Below are 20242 nucleotides of genomic sequence, written 5' to 3' on the forward strand. Positions count from 1 at the left end.
AAACTTCCTGCCTGTTTTATAAAATAATTTACTTATTTTCCCAAATTAATTATTATTCTGCAATATAATGCAGATAGGTCAGGTTGTACTCTTTTTGATCTTTCAACTCTGTCCAGATGATTTTTACAGAAATTTTCAGCAGATTTTGAGAGTCCCATTCACAACAAACAGTTCTGGAAAACCGGCCGGATTCATCGCGCTCAGTTCCGTTCAAATAACGATTAACGGCAGAAGGATCATCGAGCAGGACCACCGTAATTTCATCTACTGTCGAGCTGGCAAGATTGACTGCCTGCAGGATATTATCCGTATGGCTATTCTTGATGTAAGCCGTATTGATCAATGCCAGCATGACTGCAAATCCCAAACTAAAAATAAAGAGTCCCGTTAAAACGTCAAGCAAAACAAAACCTTTTTTCTTATCGTTCATTCCTGCGCCTCCCCCCTAAGTAGATTAATTCGTAAATCCTATAAAAATTAAAAAAACAAGCTTTGCTTGGATTAGTATCCTTAGCTTAACGAACCACTGCTTTTCCATCATCAAGCGTATAATGTTTGCTTGGATCAAACGGGCATGCCGGTATTTCCTCAAGATACGGTCCTTGCCAGTTTAGATCAGCAGAAGGGCAGGTAATCAGATCATTCAGACTTTCCGGATAGCTGCCCACGTCAAGACGGTATAGTCTTGCAGCACTTTCTATTTTGAGAATATTGACTTTGTGCACTTCCGATTCTGTACTGTTGATACTGCCGCTGTAACATGGCAGAATCATAGAGGCCAGGATACCCAACAAAGCGATGACCAATAATACTTCCCATAAAGTAAAACCGTTCTTGCAAGCTTTTGGCATAACGATTCCTTTCTTGTCTCTGATAAAACGAAAAAATATGTAAATTAATTACATATTTTCTACACAAATATTCTATTTCCTTTAAGATTGGTATTTTGGGGGAACAACAAAAAGGTACTGCTGTAAATCTCAACTTACAGTTTTTTATTCTGCAATTTATATTATTAGTACTTATTTGACCTAAATGATGACTTTTTCCCAGGCCCTAAGGATTTCTTCATCGTTACAGTCTGCAGCGATGACCGATCTCCCAATGCCGACCGGCAAAATCAGCACCTTATTACCGGCTTTATTCTTCTTATCTGCAGACATGTGTCCAAGAAGTACTGCCCGGTCATGCGCTTTGGCCGTAGTGGGCAAATCCATTTTCATTAAGAGATTCAGGATTCTGTCAAGCTGTTTGTCGTTAACCAAACCTCTTTCTCTGGACAGATTGGCTGCGGCGGCAATCCCGATACTGACCCCTTCGCCGTGCATAACACCCTGATAGGCTTCCTCTGTCTCCAGAGCATGCCCGAAACTGTGTCCGAGATTTAGAAGCATCCTGTTTCCCTTTTCTTTCTCATCCTCAGTGACAATCTTAACTTTGACAGCCAGAGACCGCAGGGACATTTCCTTAATGATCTTGTAGTCCAATCCTTTGATAGCATCAGCATGTTCTTCGATGAATTCAAACAAATCCGGATCAGCGACAAGCGCGTGTTTAATGGTTTCGGCAAGCCCGTTCCGCATCTCTTGCCACGGAAGTGTCTGCAAGGTGTCAAAATCCGTCCAGACGGCCTGGGGGGCATAAAAAGACCCCAGGAGGTTTTTACCGGAAGGATGGTTCACCGCCACCTTGCCGCCAATACTCGAATCAATCTGGGACAGCAAGGTGGTCGGAATATGGATGTAACGCATTCCACGCATAAAAATACTTGCAAAAAATCCGGACAAATCCCCGATCACCCCTCCGCCGAGGGCCAGTACCACAGTGTCCCTGTCCGCTTTGAATTGCAGCGCCTGTTCCGTCAGTTTACTGATCCTGTCCAGTGATTTCTCCTGTTCACCGTCAGGAACGGTAATCAAATCGGTCTTTAAGTCCTTCATTCCGTCCAAAAGTTTATCTGCATGGTATCCGGCCACAACATCATTTGTGATGAGAAGATAATGCCCGCTCGTGCCGTATGCTGTTTTCAAATGACCGCCAAGCTCGTCCAAAGTTGCTCCCAGTAACAGTGGGTAACCGTGTCCTCTACTGACATCTATTCTCTGTATCATGCTGTAATGTGTTCTCCTTTCAGCAGTTCGAGGATCTCCGCCGCAACGGTTTGAACATCTTTATCCGATGTGTCAACCGTTATAGGCGCCTTTCTGTAAATCACTTCCCGGTCTCTCCAGAGCTTTTCTATTTGTTCCGGCTCGCTGCTGGAAAGAAGCGGCCGATCGTGATGTTCTTTTGCTCTCTGTAAAGCAATCTCCAATGGAACATATAGGTAAACCAACTTCCCAAGTCCGTGGAGAATATTCCAGTTTTCCGGATTTAAAACCGTTCCTCCGCCAGTGGCAATAACTGTATCGGTAAATCCGGAAATCTTATGAACCAGCAGATTTTCTTCCGACCGGAACCTTGCTTCACCGTATTTTTGAAAAATTTCCGGGATTTTCAACCTTGTCACTCTTTCGATCTCACTGTCCGTATCCAGAAATGCCCAGCGGAGTTCCCTGGCCAGAAGCTTGCCGACACTGCTTTTTCCAGCAGCCATAAAGCCGATAAGTACAATATTTTGGGGTATCGAATTCAGGCTATCGGACACGAAATTTCACCTCTCTATTCCATCCTGATCCTGCCCATCACAGGCGCAACAATCACATTTCTTTCTAAATCCCCTGACGCCAGCATGACCGTCAGACCGGTGTCAGGCGTCCCTGTCGGGCGAAAAGTAAGATCAGAAGGACTATTGGCAAAGTGCACACCATTCTCCAGGTTAACTTTGCGGATAAATTCTCCCTGTCTGAAGATCTTATATTCACCGGTATAAACAGAAAATTTGACTTTATACCAAACATTCTCAGCCAAAGCTGTCTGCTGAACTTCCCGTAAGTCCTGAAGCAGAACTGCCGCTGAGAGTTCCAGTCTCCGTTCCTCCATTTGCTGCGGAATGTGCACAAGGAAAGTAAAGGCTGCACTTGATAATAGTGCAAGCACAAGCAGGATCTCAATCAATGAGTACCCGTTTCTTCGCTTTGCTACCATTCCTATCCCCTGCATTTCTATCCTTTGTTACCTTCCAATTTCTCCTGCAAAGCTTTCCGCATAATGTCCAGCGGAGCCTTCTGCTCCAGCCAGAACTCCCAGGCAAGGATCCCCTGAAACAGCAGCATATCCAGACCATTCATGGACCGGCAGCCGCAGGCAGCGGCCTGTGCCATGAAATCTGTAACGGCCGGATGGTAAATCAGATCAACGGCCCAAGCCGAAGGATTAAGGCCTTGAAGATCGATCGTATACGCTTCGCCTTTCATGCCAATCGAGGTTGTTTGAATCAGCAAATCCACAACCTCCAGCCAGTGCCCGGGTGCCAAAATACCCGAGGCCGCATTTCCGCCGAGCGTGTTGACTTTTCCGGCGAGAATCACAGCTTTTTCCTCACTTCTGTTAAGAATAAGCATTTTTACCTGTAAGGATGCCAGGGCTGCCGCAATGGCTTTGGCAGCTCCTCCGGCCCCTAATATGACAACTTCTTTGCCCTCAAAAACGAAACCCTTACTCAGCAAAGCCTGAATGAAGCCGCCCCCGTCCGTGTTATGCCCATAGAGTCTTCCGTTTTGGACTTTCACGGTGTTGACTGCGCCAATACGTTGCGCTTCAGGAGTCAGGACATCCATATAAGGAATGATTTTTTCCTTCAGCGGATACGTGACGTTCCAGCCGTCATAGCCGTTATTTTTGAGATATCCGATACTTTCAGCCAGTTGAGTCGGCTGAACTGTTATCCTGTCGTAGATTGCAGGCAAACCGGCAGCCTTAAATCCTGCCTCGTGCATTTTCGGAGACAGGGAATGTTCCACAGGATAACCGATGATTGCATACTTCATGCATATCCCCTTAATAGCCTTAAGTATTCTTAAGATTTTATGGTGCGGGTATACTTGGCTTTTCTGCCTACCAGCCGTTCCATAAAACGTAGGACTTTCGTACCCGGGAATTCCCTTTGAGCAATCGGTGAAACTAATATGGTCTTAAGTCCGAGCTTGTTGCCGCCAAAAACATCTGTAAACAGCTGGTCCCCAATCACTGCGACCTCGGACTCCGGAATATCCAGGACCCGAATCCCTCTCAGAAAAGCTTTTTTCTGCGGTTTCTTGGCCCTGTAAACATAAAGTATTTCCAGCACATCAGCAACCGCAGAAACCCTTTCGGGTCCTCTGTTATTGGAAACGATGCAGGCTTTAATCCCTGCGTCATTCACTTTTTTAAACCACGCAATCACGTCTTCGGTTAAAGTTCTGTCATTCCAAGGTGTTATGGTGTTGTCCAGATCCAGGATCAAACCCTTGATGCCATTTGCCTGCAGATCCTCTGCCTGAATATCCTGCAGCATCTCATATTGAAAATCCGGTCGTAAGATTCCGCGCATACCGGTTCCTCTGCTTTCCATTTAATATTACCAAATAATTATATATCAGCTCAATATCCAAGAGCAACCTGTTTCTGGCAAGTTTAAGGCAAGTTGTACCTGACAGGTTGTTATTTTTCCCGGTGATCCTTCATTTCCTCCATCAGTTTCTGCACCGCTTTTTTCTCTATCCGTGAGACGTAGGACCTGGAGATTCCCAGCAGTTTGGCTATCTCTCGCTGAGTCTTTTTGGGCGTGTTCATCAGACCGAAACGAAGTTTTATCACCGTTTGTTCCCTTCCTGTCAAATATTTGAGTTTTTCCAGGACCACTTTTTGTTCAAATTGACTTTCCACCTGATCCGAAATTGCATCCGGATCTGTACCCAGGACATCAATCAGATTAATCGCGTTTCCTTCTTTATCCGTACCAATCGGGTCATAAATGGACACTTCCCCGCGGGATTTTTTCAGGGAGCGCAAATACATCAGAATCTCATTTTCGATGCAGCGTGCCGCATAGGTGGCGAGTCTGGTTCCCTTTTCCGTGTTGAACGTATTGATGCCCTTGATTAAGCCGATGGTCCCGATCGAAATTAGATCGTCACTGTCCGCTCCGGTTCCGTCATATTTTTTTACAAGATGCGCGACCAGCCTCAGATTATGCTCAATCAGTTTATTTCGCGCGTTTTCCGCGACAAGTTCATTGGAAAAATTTCCGGCATTTTTGTAGTCCGCCAGGATACTCAGATATTCGGCTTCCTCCCTTTCTCCTAACGGCTGGGGGAACGCATTATTATTAATATATGATACCAGCAGGGTAACGCCCTTAATCACCGATAAGGCAAGCCCGACAAGAAAAGCTTCAGCAATCATTAACCCTTCAACTCCTTACGCATGCTCTTTTAATAACTATGCGCGGAGCAAAAGAATACTGCTTATCCTGAGCCGGAAATTTTTTGGTCAAACAAAAATGGCTGTACAAAACTCAGCCATAAAGTGTTACATTTGCAGTTTTTCTTTTCCCTTGGGCAGTGCAGCCTTGCACAGATACGAAGTGAACGCAAGTGCCAGCTGCGTTTAGCAAACATAAACCAGCAGCTTTTAAATATGCCAACGGTTCACTTGCAGAAAGCCCAGAGGTTTTGGCATATTAGCAAGGGGTTATGTTTGTAGCAGCGAGAACGTGTGAGCGCAGTATCTGTGCAAGGCTACACCATCCTGAGCAAGTAAAACAATACCCCAAAATGGATGCATTTTTGTTTAAAATCACCTTCAGTTGTTTATTCTTTGTATCCGAAAGCAATGATCCTAATCCTGGCTGCAGTCGTATCCTTTTCGCCTTCGGTTACCTGGATGCTGTCCAGCGCCAGATTATACTGACTTACCTTGCGAAGCCGTTCCACAAAGGCATAGATTTTGGCGGTTGACCCCGTACAGGAGAAATTCATAGCCAGAGAACAATAACTGCCTTCATCTTTCATCTCTTCAAAAGTCAGATCCCGAGAATTGATCCCGCTGTCTTTAGCCAGATTGAAAATAAAGACCATCATATCCGGTTTGACCAGGTTTTTCGGAACGGTCAGATCCAGTTCAGCAGCTTGAGCTGTTAAATCCGTCTGTTCCTGTTTCAGCCCGGACAAATTGATGTAATTGTTCTGCAACGTCACCAAATAAGCCTCGCGTTCGCGGAGTTGAGCTGAATTCTTCTGCAGCACCCCACACTGACCAACCAGCAGATAGACATAACCTATCCCGAGCAGAATGATCAGGCCTGTTATTAAAATGCCATTTTTCTTCATACGCATGGTTTCTATTTCTCCTACGGTTTCAGTTTCAGAGCGAGATTTAACGTCTGTCCCCTGTCATTCAATGAAATCGTTTGGATATCAAAACTTTCAAACCTACCCGAATCAATGAAAATATTTTCCAAACTGCGGATATTTACTGATTCAGGCAGGATCAGCTGCAATTGGACCCTATTATCCGCCTGAAGCAGAAAAGAAGTGACCTGCGCGTCTCCCGGCAAAAGTCCGCCTATTTGACTCCTTATAACTGCCGGATTGCTGATTGATCCCCTTGTCCCAAGCTCCAGAAAGCTGCGCTGATCAGTGATCAGGGAACGGAGCCTGTCGTTTTCTGCCATGACAGCAGCAACTTCATTGTAGGACTGAATGCTGGCTTCAATCCTTCCTAAATCTAAGGCCAGTTTTTGCTGCCAAACCCACGGGGAGGCTAGAATGATGACAGCAAAAACAACAGCGATTATCCTAACAACGACGCTAAGCTTTCTTCGAACAGGCTGTTTTCCGCTGCCGGCTTCAATTTCCCAGCGCAGCGCAAAATTAAACTGTGTTCTTTCGTTCATCTGCCCCTCCAGCTAGTGTATATCTTCACGTAAGGCGAGCCCATACAGACTGCCATACTTCTGCCAGTTTTCCGCTAGGCTTGTATCCCCGTCCGCCTTAAACAGCGGCATCCAGTTATTTGGAAAGCCCGTTTCAGTGTTGATCCGCAAACTTTTTCGAAAATATTCTTCCAGTCCCGGCCACAGGCAGTACTCTCCGGTCAGATAGATTGTCCCTACCGAATTTCCGGCATGACGGTCGGAATAGAAGTTCAATAGCTTGGATAATGCGGATATGATCGGGCTTAAATCTAATTTACCGGAAATATCGGAAAGTTCTCTCGGCGAACTGTACATACTCAGGTCAGCTTTTTTATCAGCTTTTTTGTCAGCTTTAGCGGCCATTTCTTTTTCTAAATCCTGATATGTAGAAGAGATAGGTAATTCCTCGTCCAATAACTCGTAAGGCACAAATAAATCTTCCAGGACAAACTCGTCTTTTTCTTTGACCGATTTGACGGATTCCAGCTGGGAATAATAGAATTCCGCGGCTTCTAATTCCTCCAGAGATAATGCTTCTTGATTATTCCGCAGGTTCTGAACCTTATAAAAATCGAGCCGCGGATATTCGTCATCTTTGGTCTCCAACCCAATTAATTCATTTAACAGATCAGAAGGTTCCTGGCCTGTTGATTGGGGCAAGTCTTCGGGGAAAGCATGTTTTTCGGTATTGCCTGTTCTACCCGCATTTTGATTTCTTTCATCCGCATTGAGAGTTTCTTCTGCATGGACGGTTTTCTCGTCCGTATTAACTTTTAAATCGGTATACAAAAAGAAGCTGCCATTTTCCAGCAGTACAAACTCAATCAGCCCCGGATTTAAAGAAACAATCGCGAAATCGTTATTGTTTTGTCCTTGTTCCGTATTTCCCTGGGAAGCATGTGCAGGCATTCTTTCTGCCAAAAAAGAATAAATTCTGGCCAGGCAATCCGCAGTAAGATCCACCGTCTTGGGCTCAATCCCAAGATCCCGGCAAAACGACTGAACCTGTTTCATTTTTTCGGCCGGGAAAGCTGCCAGGAGGACTTTTAACATGGGTACCCCGTTTTCCTGATATTTTTTCAGGATGCGATAGTCCACAATATAATGATCGGTATACCGTTCAAGATATTCATCCATATCTCCGGCAATAAATTTTTCGAGTTCCTGATCCGCCATATTCGGCAGTGTAATAATGGTCGTAATTAATCCTTGACCCGAAACGGCAATTTTTAGTTTATGGAGCGGTATCCGCTGGTATTGAAGCCAGTTCTTCAGACCCGAAACATCATAACCGGCCGGCACGGCATAGCCAATATTTTTACCGCCCGGTTCCTTGTATGATGCATGCATATGTATCTCAATTTCTTTAGATTTTCCGACAGCAATTGTGGCTATTGACAATTCATTTTCACCGATGACAGCCAGCCAGTGTTTTTTCATGCGGAAAGTCTCTCCTACTCTTCTCGTATCACCCATAACACTATAATAGTATAGGATTTTTCTCAGAACAACAAGATTCTGGCAGAATATCCAATTATAATTCAAGGAATATCAAATTCCAGTTAGGGTAAAATCTCCATTTGCAAAGGAAGTGCCGAGAGTATTTTTTCTAGTTCAGGCCAGCAGTACCTGGTCGTTTGGATCATTACTTCACCTTTGGCTTTATCGGTCGTTGTGATCACACCCAGGTGACCAAGTCCTTCGACATATTTGGCCAGAAGCTGAATATCCGAGCGAAGAATCCTTGCTTTGACCAGCAGATCAGAATCTTCCCAGCTGATATGGGATTCTTCAGCAATTGATTTCGCTTTTAGATTTTCGTTTTCCGTATTCTCGTCTTTTTTCATCTGGTCTTTCTCCTGTGTCTTTGCCCGATGCTTTTATTCTTTGTTGTTATCTCAGGTTGTTCTTCCCTAGGGTATATCAAGCTTGTATGAATGATTTGGGTGATCATGAACCTAACGGGCAGGCACAACTTTTCGCAGGATACTGAAAGGTTGCAACGGTGCGGGAGCCGCAATCTTCAGTTTTTGCTGCGGATGCCTTGCCACATCGGTTTCCTCCCCGTCCAAATTCCAGAGGCCGTTCACTCTAAATGTCCACGGTTCTCCTTCCGGGGCAAGCACTTCAAGCTCGTCGCCTTCCCGAAAATGATTACGCTGCTCTATCCAACAGCCATATTCGGTTTCCTTCCCGATTGCCGCGCATTCCTCTTGTTCCAGCACTCTTCCGACAAAACTGTATTCGCGGATATAATTGGAAGTCTCAATGTTATGCGCTTCAGCCCCCGGTTTTCCAAAAAGGAATCCGGTCGAATAGTCACGGTGACTCACCTTGTCCATTTCAGCAAGCCAGGAGGGAATTTTTTCTCTAAATTTTGTTTCTCCTTGTTCCCACAGGACGTCCAAAGCTTCACGATATACTTTGACCGTACTCGCTACATAATAGGCGCTTTTCATTCTACCTTCTATTTTATAGCTTGCCAGATTTAAATCTTTTAATAAAGGCAAATGGGGCAGAAGGCAAAGATCATGGGAGTTAAATATATAGCTTCCCCTGACATCTTCCTCCAACGGAAAATACTGTCCGGGTCTCTTCTCTTCGACCAGCGCGTAGCCCCAGCGGCAGGGATGGGTACATTCTCCGTGGTTGGCGTCACGACCAGTGAGGTAATTGCTCAGAAGGCAGCGTCCCGAGTACGACATACACATGGCTCCATGGACAAAGATTTCCAATTCGCCTTGGGCTTGGGGACAGAGGGTTTTTAGTTCTTCCAGTGTAAGTTCCCTTGCAAGTACGGCTCTGCGCACGCCCTGGGAAAACCAGAAGTTGGCACTGGCTGCATTCGTACAATTGGCCTGCGTGCTCAAATGGACGGGCAGACCCGGCGTTTCCTTCTGGGCCAGGGACAATATCCCGGGATCAGAGACGATAATCCCGTCAATTTCAAGCTCCGTTAATCTGATCAGATAATCCTTAAGTCCGGCAAAATCCTGTTCATGCGCAAAAATGTTAACGGCTATATAGATTTTCCGGCCAAGCCTATGCGCATATTCGGCTCCCCACTTAAGTTCATTATCATTCAGGTTCCCGGCATAAGCCCGCAAGCCAAACGAAGCCCCCCCTGCATATACCGCATCAGCACCATACGCAAACGCAAATTTTAACTTTTCAAAATCCCCGGCAGGTGCCAGGAGTTCCGGTTTATTCATCAGTTTCTCCGCTGCATTATTTTTAAACTTAAACAATTAATCATCACGTTTTTATCAAATATTTCTATTGATAGATGCTTACATTTTTTAAATGTTCCTCATAGGTAACCGCAAAAGCATGTGACCCGTCATTTTTGGCGACAAAGAAGAAATAGTCGGTACCTTTCGGGTAAAGGGCGGCCTGTAAAGAAGCATGACCGGGGTTCGCAATCGGTCCGGGAGGCAGCCCGGTATTCCGGTACGTATTATACGGAGAATCGATCTGGGTATCCGCAATGGTCAGTACCGGTTTGACTTCACCCAAGATATACTGAATCGTTGCGCAGGATTCCAGCGGCATGTCAATTTTCAGACGGTTTTCAAAAACACCTGCAATCAGTGGTCTTTCTTCAGCTTTCTTCGCTTCTTTCTCGACGAGAGAAGCTTTGATGAGCCACTCAGAAACAGACATATTCCGTTCAGCCAGCCGTTTCGTGATTTCAGGTGTCAGTTCCTGTTTAAAACGCTGTAAAAATCGATCAATGGTTTGTGAGGGCGTAGCTTTTTTATCAAAGAAATACGTGTCGGGAAACAGAAAGCCTTCCAGCCGGTTTTCACCCGAAGGGATATCTGCCAAAAAGCTGTAATCATCCTGATCAAATCGTTTCATAGCGTCATAAAACTCATTCTTCGTTCCCAAGCTATTCTCGACGAGCTTATCGACAATCTGGGCAACCGTATATCCTTCCGGAATCGTAATCCGGACAACTTCCGGTTCCGGTCCTTTCATCAGCGTATCCAGGATCTCCTTGGCGCTCATGGAAGGTGAAAGATAATATAATCCCGCAACCAACTTGGAATCAGCTTTGTTAATCCGGCATAACTGGCGGAACACACTTGCCTGGCGAATTAAATGGTCAGTTTCAAGCTTGGCCGCAACTTCAGAGGCATTCATGCCAGGCTCCAGAACAAAGGCAACTTTATCGGAAGAATCGGAGACCGGCTTTAAATTCCCTGACCACCATGATCCACTGGCCAACAGCACAAGCAGCAAAACCAAAACAATGCCAATCCTATAGATTTTTTTTCTTACAGGAGCCTTTCGGCGTTTTCTCCTCACTTTACCTCTCTCTTTCCTTATCCCAGAATTTAGATGACTAAAATAATGATCAATTGACAAACCTGCTATGTGCTATTATACCTTTTTTTTCGTCAATAAGAAACTCACGCTTTTCAGCGTGAGTTTCTAAAATTATTTATGACTTTAAGAACAAATTTTCTGCTTATTCTTCGTCAAACTCGTCTTCCATTTCTTCCCAAGCATCGGCAACTTTTTCCCATTCCTCATCGTCTTCAATATCCATGAGCATGTCTTCACCGTTTTCATCTTTGCCAAGCTTCAGAATAATGGCTTCGGCTTCCTCTTCGTCTTCTTCTGTTTCTTCAACAGGAAGAAGCACGAAATACGTACTGCCTTCAACTTCGAGGGTGGCAAGATGCATGAATTCGTTTTCATTTCCTTCGTCATCATTTAAGACAATGACATCAAAAACCTCTTCATCATCAAGATCATCTTGCTTATTAATTTCATCGGACATATGTATCACCTCTTCAAATCAGATATTGTAATTCTACCTTGGCAGGAAAAGAAAGTCAAATGGTATCTCAATTTCCATTCACTTGCTATTGAGATATCCCTGGAGAATGAATACTGCCGCCATTTTATCAATGACTTTTTTTCTCTTTGCTCTGGATAGATCTGCCTCCAGCAAGGCCCTTTGGGCTCCGATGGTGCTCAGCCGTTCATCCCACAACTTCACCGGCAGTAAATAGCCTTCGCGAAGTTCTTCGGCAAAAACCTCCGTCAGCTTCGCCCTTTCACCGAGTGTCCCATTCATATTCTTCGGATATCCCAGAACAATTTCATCCACTTCGTATTCCCGAATCAGGCGGGCTAATTCTTCCCGCTCTTTCTCTTTTTTAGTTCTTCTTATGACTTCCACTCCCTGGGCGGTAATACCCAGCGGATCGCTCATCGCGACGCCAATCGTCTTTTCACCAAGATCCAGCCCCATTATCCTCATTCATGCACCTCAGCAACTGCCTGACCACGCAAGGTCTATGCCCGGTCCTGCTCGTCATCGTTGTTTAATGGAATAGAGTCGTTCATTACACCCTGCGAATTGTGACTTCCGCAATTCTTACACAACCATTCTTCGCCATCATACAGGAATTCAGTAATTTCGCCACACTCAATGCAATACTCCTGAACTTTCTTTTTCATAACAGCGTCCCCCTGTCTGTATATTTTGGTATCACTATTCGGTTATTTTCAGATGTACGTCTCTTATCCTAATTATATACCCTAACATTTTTCTTCGCTATTATTATCCCAGTCTACGGAAGATATTATTTAAATTTTTTCATATAATCTTCAAACAAAAATGCGGGCAATATCTGCCGCAGTATCCGCATAGAACACATCTTTCCGGCTGCAGACAAACCTGTCCATCGTTAAGATAAAGCGCATTTTGCGGGCAGCCGCCGACGCATTTTCCGCAGCCCTGGCACCAGTCGGCGATGTACAGTTTTCTCTCCCGGTGCAGAACCGCTTGACGCAATTCATCGGATATAGGTTCCTCGTTTAGCAGTGCCAGATTATAGTCTACTTCCGGAATCGATGACATGCCTAAAGCCATCGCCTGAATTCCTGGAATACTCCGGATAAAATTCACGGCCCTTTCCGGTTCAGCCGCCAAGTGCCCACCGCCAAAAACCTTCATCGCATAGATCCCGATACCTAATTCAGCTGCAAACGCAATAGCTTCCAGCATGTCCCCAAGACTTCCATCGATAATACCGAGCCCCTGGTAATTAATGAGCGGGTGAATCACGTCAAGACCCGGCTGAAGTGCCCCTGCTCTTACCCCTTGAACCGCATGGGTCGAGATTCCGATCGCCCCGACCTGACCCCTGGCCTTTGCTTCAAGCAGTCCTTCCCAGGCCGCAGCATGTCCTTTGAGCGTCAGATGGCTTTCCTGCTCATGAAGTAGAAAGATATCAATAGAGTCCCTGCCCAGTTCCTTTCTGGCTTTCTCCAGACTCGCATCCAGCTCCTGATGCGTCACCGCATAAGATTTGGATACTACTTTCATCTCGGGGTTCCTAGTCAGAACAGGTTTTAACTGACTATAGTTTTCATAGAGTTCTGCCGTATCGACCCAATCTATCCCCCTTGAAAACGCATATTGAAGGATCTCTCTTCCCTGCTCTTCGCTCACTCTGCCCTGAAGCGAAGAAATCGCGAGGCTGCCAAAACATATCTCCGACACCGTCGGACCCTTTAGCCCTAATTTGACCTTCAGCAAATGACTGTCCTCCAAAACGAAACCCCCACGTACTGTGAGGGCAGCTAATCAAACGCAACGCAAAAATAAGAACCATTCGTGTTAATTGAAAAAATTCAAAAAAACGCAAGGTATTCAGATGCCAAAAGAAATTCCTAAAGAAAAAAGGTGAAAATAAAAAGTAAGAAAATCTTTTTTATAGATCGCGCAAATAAAATTTTACCAGTTCCTCCAGCAATTCATACCGTTCCAGCTTACGGATTTTGGTTCTGGCCTGATTATGACTGGTAATATAGACAGGATCTCCGGACATCAAATAACCCACCAATTGATTGATCGGATCATATCCTTTCTCCTGCAGTGCAGCATAAACCTGTTGCAATATTTCCCGCGGCGAATTGTCACCTGGATGGGATTTGAACATCATGGTTTCTTCCATCTTACTCAAGGTTTATACCTCCTTTCTTTCACCAGTATGTTATACATTATTCTGCATTGATCCAAAGATTACCTGTCAGTTTGTTAAAAATATTTTCACTTTTTTAGTAATCTTTAACTATTATGCCCCAAAAAATGACGGATTATGGAAGGCACTTTATCCAGCGCCTCGCCAAGCTTGGAAGAGTCCTTGCCACCGGCCTGGGCCATGTCGGGACGGCCCCCGCCTCCGCCGCCTGTAATCGAAGCCACTTCCTTAATAATTTTGCCGGCATGAAGTCCATTTAACCCCGACGGATGAACCACAGTCACCAGATTTACTTTTTCGTCGGCAACAGCGCCCAGTACAATGACACCTTCTTTCAGCTTGTCCCGGAGCATGTCCGCTGTTTGTCTGAGTGTCTCCATATCCGGGGCCTGAACCCTGGAAGCAAGTATTTTTACGCCGTGGATATCCTGAACCTTGCTCATGATGCTGTCCGCTTCATATTTAGACAGCTTAGCATTCAGCTGCTGAATTTCTTTTTCGAGTTCTCTGATCTGAGCAGTCATAAGGTGAACCTTTTTCACGCTTTCCTTTGGTTGAACTTTCAGCACCGTACTGATCTCATCGAACTGGCTCTCCATTTCTCTTAAGTATGCCAAAGATTCCATACCGGCCACAGCCTCTATTCTTCTTAAGCCTGCGCCGATACCGCCCTCGGAAATGATTTTAAACAAGCCGATTTCCCCTGTATTTTTGACATGCGTTCCGCCGCAGAGTTCCCTGCTGTAATCACCCATTTCGACCAAACGCACAATTTCTCCGTATTTTTCGCCAAATAACGCAATCGCGCCTTTTTCGCGGGCCTGGTTCATGCTCATTTCCTCCGCTTGCACCGTAAGACTCGCCATAATTTTCCTGTTCACGTTGTTTTCTACTTCGGTAATTTGTTCAGCCGTAAGCGGTGAAAAATGTGAAAAATCAAACCGCAGGCGTTCACTCGTAACAAGAGAACCTGCCTGTTGGACGTGATCTCCCAAGATCTTACGCAGCGCCGTCTGCAGAAGATGCGTTGAACTATGGTGTCCGGCGATGGCCTTGCGTTTTTCCTTATTGACGACGGTGTGGACCTTTTCCCCTATTTTCAGCACGCCGTCCTTGATCAGCAGACGGTGCGTGATCGCGCCGCTCGGAAGTTTCCGCAATTCCAGTACTTCAGCATACGCCTTGCCGGTCCGGATGATTCCTTCGTCTGAAATCTGTCCGCCGCTCTCAGCATAAAAAGGTGTCTGATCCAAAAGACAAATGACTTCCTCTCCTTCACCGGCCCCATCCACTTCCCCTTCTTCATTGAACATCGCTTCAATGATGCTGTCACTTTCCAGTTGTTCATAACCGAGAAAACGGGTCGGCCCCAGTCTTTTTGCTTTTTCTGTGAGCAGGCTGTTTTCCCCGGCAGCCTTCATCTGACGGGATTGTTCTTTCGCCAGCAGACGGTGTTCTTCCGATGCTTTGTCGAACGACTCCATATCCACGGAGATCCCCTCTTCCAGCAACATTTCTTCCGTCAATTCTACCGGGAAACCATAGGTCTCATACAGGTGAAAAGCGTCTTCCCCACTGAGGATCTTCTGACCCGATTCTCTGAACGCTTTCACCTTATCCTGAAGGATCAGCATGCCCTGCTCGAGGGTAGCCTGGAAATTCTTTTCTTCCAGCCGCAAATGATTGAGGATAAAATTTTCATTCTCCTTGAGCTCCGTATACCAGTGTGCATAATGTTCCTGGATAACACGGAATATTTGTTCCAAAAACGGCTTTTCAATTCCTAAAAGCCGGGCAAAACGAATGCCCCGGCGTAAGATTCGCCGCAAAACATAACCACGTCCGTCGCTGCTCGGCCTAATTCCGTCCGCCAGCATAAAAGATACTGCTCTGGCATGGTCGGCAACGACCTTCAACGCAACATCCGTCTTCGGATCTTTTTTATATTGCAAGCCGGCGATTTCTGCCGTTTTATTGATGAGTGGCATAAATAAATCCGTATCAAAGTTGGATTCAACTCCCTGAATCACCGATGCGATTCTTTCCAATCCCATCCCGGTGTCAATATTTCGCTTCGGCAGAGGAGTCAGTGTACCGGCTTCATTTCTTATGTACTGCATAAAGACCAGGTTCCAAACCTCCAGGAAACGGTCACAGTCACAGCCAATTGCACAATCATCTTTGCCGCAGCCCCGGCTTTCTCCAAGATCTACGTAGATTTCCGAACAAGGCCCGCAAGGTCCGACCGGTCCGGCAGCCCAGAAATTCTCGGGATCGGCGACAATCCGATCCGGACTTACACCTGCCTTTGACCAGATACTTCTGGCCTCTTCGTCCTCTGGATAGATGGTCACCCAGAGCTTTTCGACGGGAATTTGCAGTATGACGGTAATATATTCCCAGGCCCATGGAATGACTTCCTCTTTAAAATAGTCACCAAAAGAAAAATTACCGAGCATCTCAAAAAAAGTATGGTGTCTGGCCGTTTTGCCGACACTCTCCAGGTCGGGGGTCCGGACACATTTCTGAACGGTGGTCGCTCTCGAAAACGGAGGTTCCACTTGCCTTAAAAAATATGGCTTAAACGGAACCATTCCGGCTACCGTTAAAAGCAAAGTAGGATCATCTTTCGGGATCAGGGAGGCGCTGGGCTGAATAACATGTCCTTTTCCCTCAAAATATTTCAGAAACATTTCACGCAGTTGATTTCCGGTATACATCTACTTCCTCCTTATATGGAAGGCTCCTCGTGCCTTGTCAACTCTAAAATAATAAACTTTCTGATACACTAAAATAAGTATAGCCAAAAGAGAAGTTGCCTGTCAACAGACCTGATAGCCACAAATCCTACTTAATTCTTCGTTGACTTCAGATCTCGCGGTGCAATCAGATAATAATAAATATTTCTGATGATAATACGCAGGACCGCTGCCAGTGGAACGGCAAAAAGCATTCCGAGCAAACCGCCGATTTCCCCGCCGGCCAAAAGAGCAAAAACGACCCAGAGCGGATGAAGCCCGATTTTATTACTCATCAGACGCGGATTGATCAGATTGCTGTCCAGCTGCTGGACAATGAAGATTACCAGGGTGACTTTTACAGCCATCAGAGGGGATCTGCTTAAGCCCAGTAAAATTGACGGTATGCCACCTAAGATCGGACCAAAATATGGGATCAGATTGGTAATTCCGCAAATGATCCCGATAATCAGCGCATATTCCATACCGATGAGCTTAATCCCTATGCCGATCAGAAGGCCGACGATGACCGCATCAATCATATTGCCCTGGATATACCGTTTGATCACATAATCAATTTCCTGTAATACCTTGTGCCACTGCTCCCTCATCCTGCCAGGAACAAGCATTAAAACCCCATCCGCGATTTTTCTCCAGTCGGTCAAAAAATAGATGGCCAGAATTGGGGAAAGAACCATTAATCCGATGGAAGAAAGCAAAGCCGGAATATTTTCCATGACCTTTTCCAGCCAGCCGGTCAGATAGGATTGCCCCTGAATCAGTTTTTTATCCATTAATCTGCTGAGCTCTTCAGGCAGGATATTTTGCGGGTAGACACTTTTCCCAGTTTGTACATAATGGTAAATGACTTCCAGCCTCTCTGGCAGTACGACGGACAGTCTTCCAAGCTCCAGGTAAAACGTAGGCAGCAGCAACAAAAACAGCACAGCAAGCAAAACCACAATCCAAAGGAAAATCAAGGCAATTGCCCACCGTCGGCGCAGGCCTTTTTTTTCGAGCCAATTGACCATGGGACTTAAAAGATAGGCTATAACGGCGCCTGCTGCAAAAGAAAAAGCAATCTTTTTAACCTTCATAAACAGAAGGAAGCCTGCTATAACCAACAAGATGCCAAAAATCCAACGCAGCTTGGTCTGTCCCATACTCGCCTCCTGTTATGTTTTAAGACAAATAAAGGGTGGTCTTTTCAAAATGAATTTGAAAATCCCAACCCCCGATGGACAGGCCGTGGCCTTAGCTTCTTGGCCTTGCCGCTACTTGCCATCCATGGTATAAGCGAAGCGCCAACTCTATCCTACACATGCACGGTATGAAGGTATAGACATGGCAATTCGGCGTCATTCAGCAGCTGCCTGAGCCTGAACGATCTGCTCGCTTTCAAGGAAGAAATCTTCCCACGCTACCAGTGTCCCATCTTCTTCCAAATCAAATACGACTACCTGATCGGTATGACTGTTGAATTCAATAAAACAGTCCCAGCAATAGTATTGTTCCACACCGACCTTTCCGGTCTGTCGTCCCCCGCAAACCGGGCAAATCATGACAATGAACCTCCTTCAATCACAACAACATCCTGGCTCTCGCAAAGAATGTTTTCCTCAAATACAGCCTCCCTGCCCTTCACCAAATCCGCAAAAAGACCGTCTGATATTTCATAACCAAGTACTTTTTGGACTGTGTTGTCCACATAGATATCGCCTATCGTTCCTTTGATATCGCCTTCTCCATTAAAAACCTTGTTTCCGACTTTCTGAGACCAGGATGCACCTGAAATCTTTTTCCCTTCTGGGTTCTTAACAGCAAGGGAATCCTTGCCGAAAGATACGATATCATCTCTGCTCATGTCTTCGAGCGGGTGCGTGAGCAGAGAATCTTTTTCCACGATGACGCCGGAAACCGTATTGTCTTTTTCATTATATATGATATCTTTTACCCAGCCCAGACGTTCCCCGGAAGTTAGATCAATCACCGGGAGCCGGACAATATCTCTCATCCTCCGCATAATTCCCTCATTTGCCTTAGGATTATATCCAGTATTATTGCCGGAATATCAGGATAATATTCCTTTCAGCAATATCGCATTTTATATTATGACATAAAACTGAAATATCGCTGAAAGAAGTATTTCGCACGGGTCAGCCCTCCGTCAATCACTTCTTATTCTGCCTTAAGAAGATCTTGGCGGATTCCGCACTTATCCGATACAATGACCCCTCCTCCCAACACCGTCGGCCCGTCATAGAACACAACCGACTGACCGGGAGTAACTGCCCGCTGCGGAGTCTCAAACTGAACCCTGACAAGATTATTTTCAGGATAAAGAACAGCTGCTGCGGGATTCGCCTTGTAACGAATCTTGGCCTGCACCTTCAAGGGGCCGGACAGCCTTTCCAGAGCAATCCAGTTCAGATCTGTCGCCCAGAGAACATCGGTATAGAGATCATTTCCTTCTCCAAGTATTACCCTGTTGCCAACCGGGTCAATCGAAGCCACAAACATTGGTTTACCAAATGTTACCCCTAATCCCTTGCGCTGTCCGACCGTATAATGGATCAATCCCCTGTGTCTGCCGATAATGCGGCCGGAGAAATCCGTGAAATCACCTGGTTCAGAATCTTTGCCCATTGCCGTCCTAATATATTCCGCATAGTTGTTGTCAGGAATAAAACAGATTTCCTGACTCTCACTGCTGTCAGCAGCTGTCAATTTTCTGTTCCTCGCCAAGTCCCTGACCTGTTCTTTCGTATAATCACCAAGCGGGAAAAGTGCATGGGCAATCTGCTCCTGGCTTAAGGAGTATAACACATAACTCTGGTCTTTTTTCGCGTCCAGCCCGGTTTGGATCAGCCAGCGGCCTGAAGTTTCGTCAACCATTTTCCGAACATAATGACCGGTCGCAAGATAGTCGGCACCAAGTCTGCGCGACTGTTTCAGCAATTCTCCAAATTTGATTTTCCGGTTACACAGCACACACGGATTTGGCGTTTCCCCTCTGTAGTAGCTCTCCGCAAACGAATCAATGACTTCCTGTTTAAAAACCGTCCGGAAATCAAGCACATGCAGCGGTATCCTGAGCTGCTCAGCTGCTTCCAGCGCAGCGGTTTCAGCAAGTCCGCCTTCATGGGTCACAATGGTGACTCCGATCACCTCATGACCATTTTCTTGAAGTAAAGCAGCGGCGGTGGAACTATCCACGCCGCCACTCATTCCAACAGCAACTTTCATACGTTTAACCTTCATCCTTCCTCAGACCTTGGTCTTTTTCTGGATGTAGTCTTTGATAGCTTCATGAACAGCATCTGCGGCAAGATTGGAACAGTGCAGCTTGGCTTCAGGCAAACCTCCAAGGGCTTCGGCAACAGCAGCGTTCGAAATATCCAGGGCTTCATTCACGCTTTTGCCTTTGACCATTTCCGTAACCATACTACTGGTCGCTACCGCAGCCCCGCAGCCAAATGTCTTAAACTTGATATCTTTGATAACATCGTTTTCAACAACCATTGAAATCCGCATAATGTCGCCGCACTTGGCGTTGCCGACTTGCCCAACGCCATTTGCATTTTCAATTTCACCTACGTTGCGGGGATTCGTAAAATGATCGATTACTTTTTCTGAATACATCTGATTCACTCCTGTCTTAT

General features: G+C 45.7%; 25 protein-coding genes. All 25 read right to left on the minus strand.

Annotation, left to right across the window (positions count from 1 at the left end):
* Positions 1-52: 52 nt before the first annotated feature.
* On the minus strand, positions 53-430 hold the full coding sequence (locus A7D23_RS05660) for a hypothetical protein (protein ID WP_019225806.1): 378 nt from the start codon (positions 428-430) through the stop codon (positions 53-55).
* An 85-nt stretch (positions 431-515) separates the two neighbouring features.
* A complete protein-coding gene (locus A7D23_RS05665) occupies positions 516-851 on the minus strand; it encodes a type II secretion system protein GspG (protein WP_019225805.1) in 336 nt (111 codons plus the stop codon).
* Between the two features lie 180 nt (positions 852-1031).
* Complete coding sequence (gene aroB / locus A7D23_RS05670; protein WP_019225804.1) at positions 1032-2111, minus strand: 3-dehydroquinate synthase; 1080 nt, start codon at positions 2109-2111, stop codon at positions 1032-1034.
* A complete protein-coding gene (locus tag A7D23_RS05675) occupies positions 2108-2647 on the minus strand; it encodes a shikimate kinase (RefSeq protein WP_019225803.1) in 540 nt (179 codons plus the stop codon). Before A7D23_RS05675 ends, aroB begins: the two co-directional genes overlap by 4 nt.
* Positions 2648-2661: 14 nt before the next feature.
* Positions 2662-3087, minus strand: a complete 426-nt coding sequence (locus A7D23_RS05680; protein WP_026071867.1) for a prepilin-type N-terminal cleavage/methylation domain-containing protein — start codon at positions 3085-3087, stop codon at positions 2662-2664.
* A gap of 17 nt (positions 3088-3104) precedes the next feature.
* The gene (gene aroE / locus A7D23_RS05685; protein WP_019225801.1) at positions 3105-3929 is read right to left on the minus strand and encodes a shikimate dehydrogenase; all 825 of its coding nucleotides are present in this window, start codon (positions 3927-3929) and stop codon (positions 3105-3107) included.
* Between the two features lie 29 nt (positions 3930-3958).
* Positions 3959-4471, minus strand: coding sequence for a YqeG family HAD IIIA-type phosphatase (locus tag A7D23_RS05690; RefSeq protein WP_025205474.1), 513 nt, complete (start codon positions 4469-4471; stop codon positions 3959-3961).
* 110 nt (positions 4472-4581) lie between these two features.
* Positions 4582-5325 carry an RNA polymerase sporulation sigma factor SigK gene (gene sigK, locus A7D23_RS05695; RefSeq protein WP_019225799.1) on the minus strand — a complete coding sequence of 248 codons (744 nt, stop codon included), beginning with the start codon at positions 5323-5325 and terminating at the stop codon, positions 4582-4584.
* A gap of 407 nt (positions 5326-5732) precedes the next feature.
* Positions 5733-6257 carry a type 4a pilus biogenesis protein PilO gene (gene pilO, locus A7D23_RS05700; protein WP_019225798.1) on the minus strand — a complete coding sequence of 175 codons (525 nt, stop codon included), beginning with the start codon at positions 6255-6257 and terminating at the stop codon, positions 5733-5735.
* 14 nt (positions 6258-6271) lie between these two features.
* Positions 6272-6817 carry a hypothetical protein gene (locus tag A7D23_RS05705; RefSeq protein WP_019225797.1) on the minus strand — a complete coding sequence of 182 codons (546 nt, stop codon included), beginning with the start codon at positions 6815-6817 and terminating at the stop codon, positions 6272-6274.
* 12 nt (positions 6818-6829) lie between these two features.
* Positions 6830-8278 (minus strand): pilus assembly protein PilM, encoded by a 1449-nt coding sequence (gene pilM / locus A7D23_RS05710; protein WP_019225796.1) that lies wholly within the window; start codon positions 8276-8278, stop codon positions 6830-6832.
* A 122-nt stretch (positions 8279-8400) separates the two neighbouring features.
* Positions 8401-8685 (minus strand): DUF4911 domain-containing protein, encoded by a 285-nt coding sequence (locus A7D23_RS05715; RefSeq protein ID WP_019225795.1) that lies wholly within the window; start codon positions 8683-8685, stop codon positions 8401-8403.
* Between the two features lie 111 nt (positions 8686-8796).
* Positions 8797-10050: a U32 family peptidase gene (locus A7D23_RS05720; RefSeq protein WP_019225794.1), complete on the minus strand. Its 1254-nt coding sequence runs from the start codon at positions 10048-10050 to the stop codon at positions 8797-8799.
* A 64-nt stretch (positions 10051-10114) separates the two neighbouring features.
* Positions 10115-11149 carry an endolytic transglycosylase MltG gene (mltG, locus tag A7D23_RS05725; RefSeq protein WP_019225793.1) on the minus strand — a complete coding sequence of 345 codons (1035 nt, stop codon included), beginning with the start codon at positions 11147-11149 and terminating at the stop codon, positions 10115-10117.
* A gap of 163 nt (positions 11150-11312) precedes the next feature.
* Entirely contained in the window at positions 11313-11627 is a 315-nt protein-coding gene (locus A7D23_RS05730; protein ID WP_015042479.1) for a DUF1292 domain-containing protein, read from the minus strand.
* Between the two features lie 78 nt (positions 11628-11705).
* Positions 11706-12113: a Holliday junction resolvase RuvX gene (ruvX, locus tag A7D23_RS05735; protein WP_025205471.1), complete on the minus strand. Its 408-nt coding sequence runs from the start codon at positions 12111-12113 to the stop codon at positions 11706-11708.
* Between the two features lie 35 nt (positions 12114-12148).
* Complete coding sequence (locus tag A7D23_RS16010; protein ID WP_015042477.1) at positions 12149-12313, minus strand: hypothetical protein; 165 nt, start codon at positions 12311-12313, stop codon at positions 12149-12151.
* A 139-nt stretch (positions 12314-12452) separates the two neighbouring features.
* On the minus strand, positions 12453-13412 hold the full coding sequence (locus tag A7D23_RS05740) for an aldo/keto reductase (RefSeq protein WP_019225791.1): 960 nt from the start codon (positions 13410-13412) through the stop codon (positions 12453-12455).
* A gap of 160 nt (positions 13413-13572) precedes the next feature.
* Positions 13573-13824 (minus strand): IreB family regulatory phosphoprotein, encoded by a 252-nt coding sequence (locus A7D23_RS05745; protein WP_015042474.1) that lies wholly within the window; start codon positions 13822-13824, stop codon positions 13573-13575.
* 104 nt (positions 13825-13928) lie between these two features.
* Positions 13929-16562 carry an alanine--tRNA ligase gene (gene alaS, locus A7D23_RS05750; RefSeq protein ID WP_019225790.1) on the minus strand — a complete coding sequence of 878 codons (2634 nt, stop codon included), beginning with the start codon at positions 16560-16562 and terminating at the stop codon, positions 13929-13931.
* 131 nt (positions 16563-16693) lie between these two features.
* Positions 16694-17743 carry an AI-2E family transporter gene (locus tag A7D23_RS05755; protein ID WP_019225789.1) on the minus strand — a complete coding sequence of 350 codons (1050 nt, stop codon included), beginning with the start codon at positions 17741-17743 and terminating at the stop codon, positions 16694-16696.
* Between the two features lie 195 nt (positions 17744-17938).
* A complete protein-coding gene (locus A7D23_RS05760; protein WP_015042471.1) occupies positions 17939-18142 on the minus strand; it encodes a hypothetical protein in 204 nt (67 codons plus the stop codon).
* Complete coding sequence (locus A7D23_RS05765; RefSeq protein WP_019225788.1) at positions 18139-18603, minus strand: PRC-barrel domain-containing protein; 465 nt, start codon at positions 18601-18603, stop codon at positions 18139-18141. Before A7D23_RS05765 ends, A7D23_RS05760 begins: the two co-directional genes overlap by 4 nt.
* A 155-nt stretch (positions 18604-18758) precedes the next feature.
* Positions 18759-19826: a tRNA 2-thiouridine(34) synthase MnmA gene (gene mnmA, locus A7D23_RS05770; protein WP_019225787.1), complete on the minus strand. Its 1068-nt coding sequence runs from the start codon at positions 19824-19826 to the stop codon at positions 18759-18761.
* Positions 19827-19847: 21 nt separating this feature from the next.
* Positions 19848-20222, minus strand: a complete 375-nt coding sequence (gene nifU / locus A7D23_RS05775) for a Fe-S cluster assembly scaffold protein NifU (protein ID WP_019225786.1) — start codon at positions 20220-20222, stop codon at positions 19848-19850.
* Positions 20223-20242 lie beyond the last annotated feature (20 nt).

The sequence above is a fragment of the Dehalobacter sp. TeCB1 genome (assembly GCF_001707455.1).
In the GTDB taxonomy this organism is placed as follows: domain Bacteria; phylum Bacillota; class Desulfitobacteriia; order Desulfitobacteriales; family Syntrophobotulaceae; genus Dehalobacter; species Dehalobacter restrictus.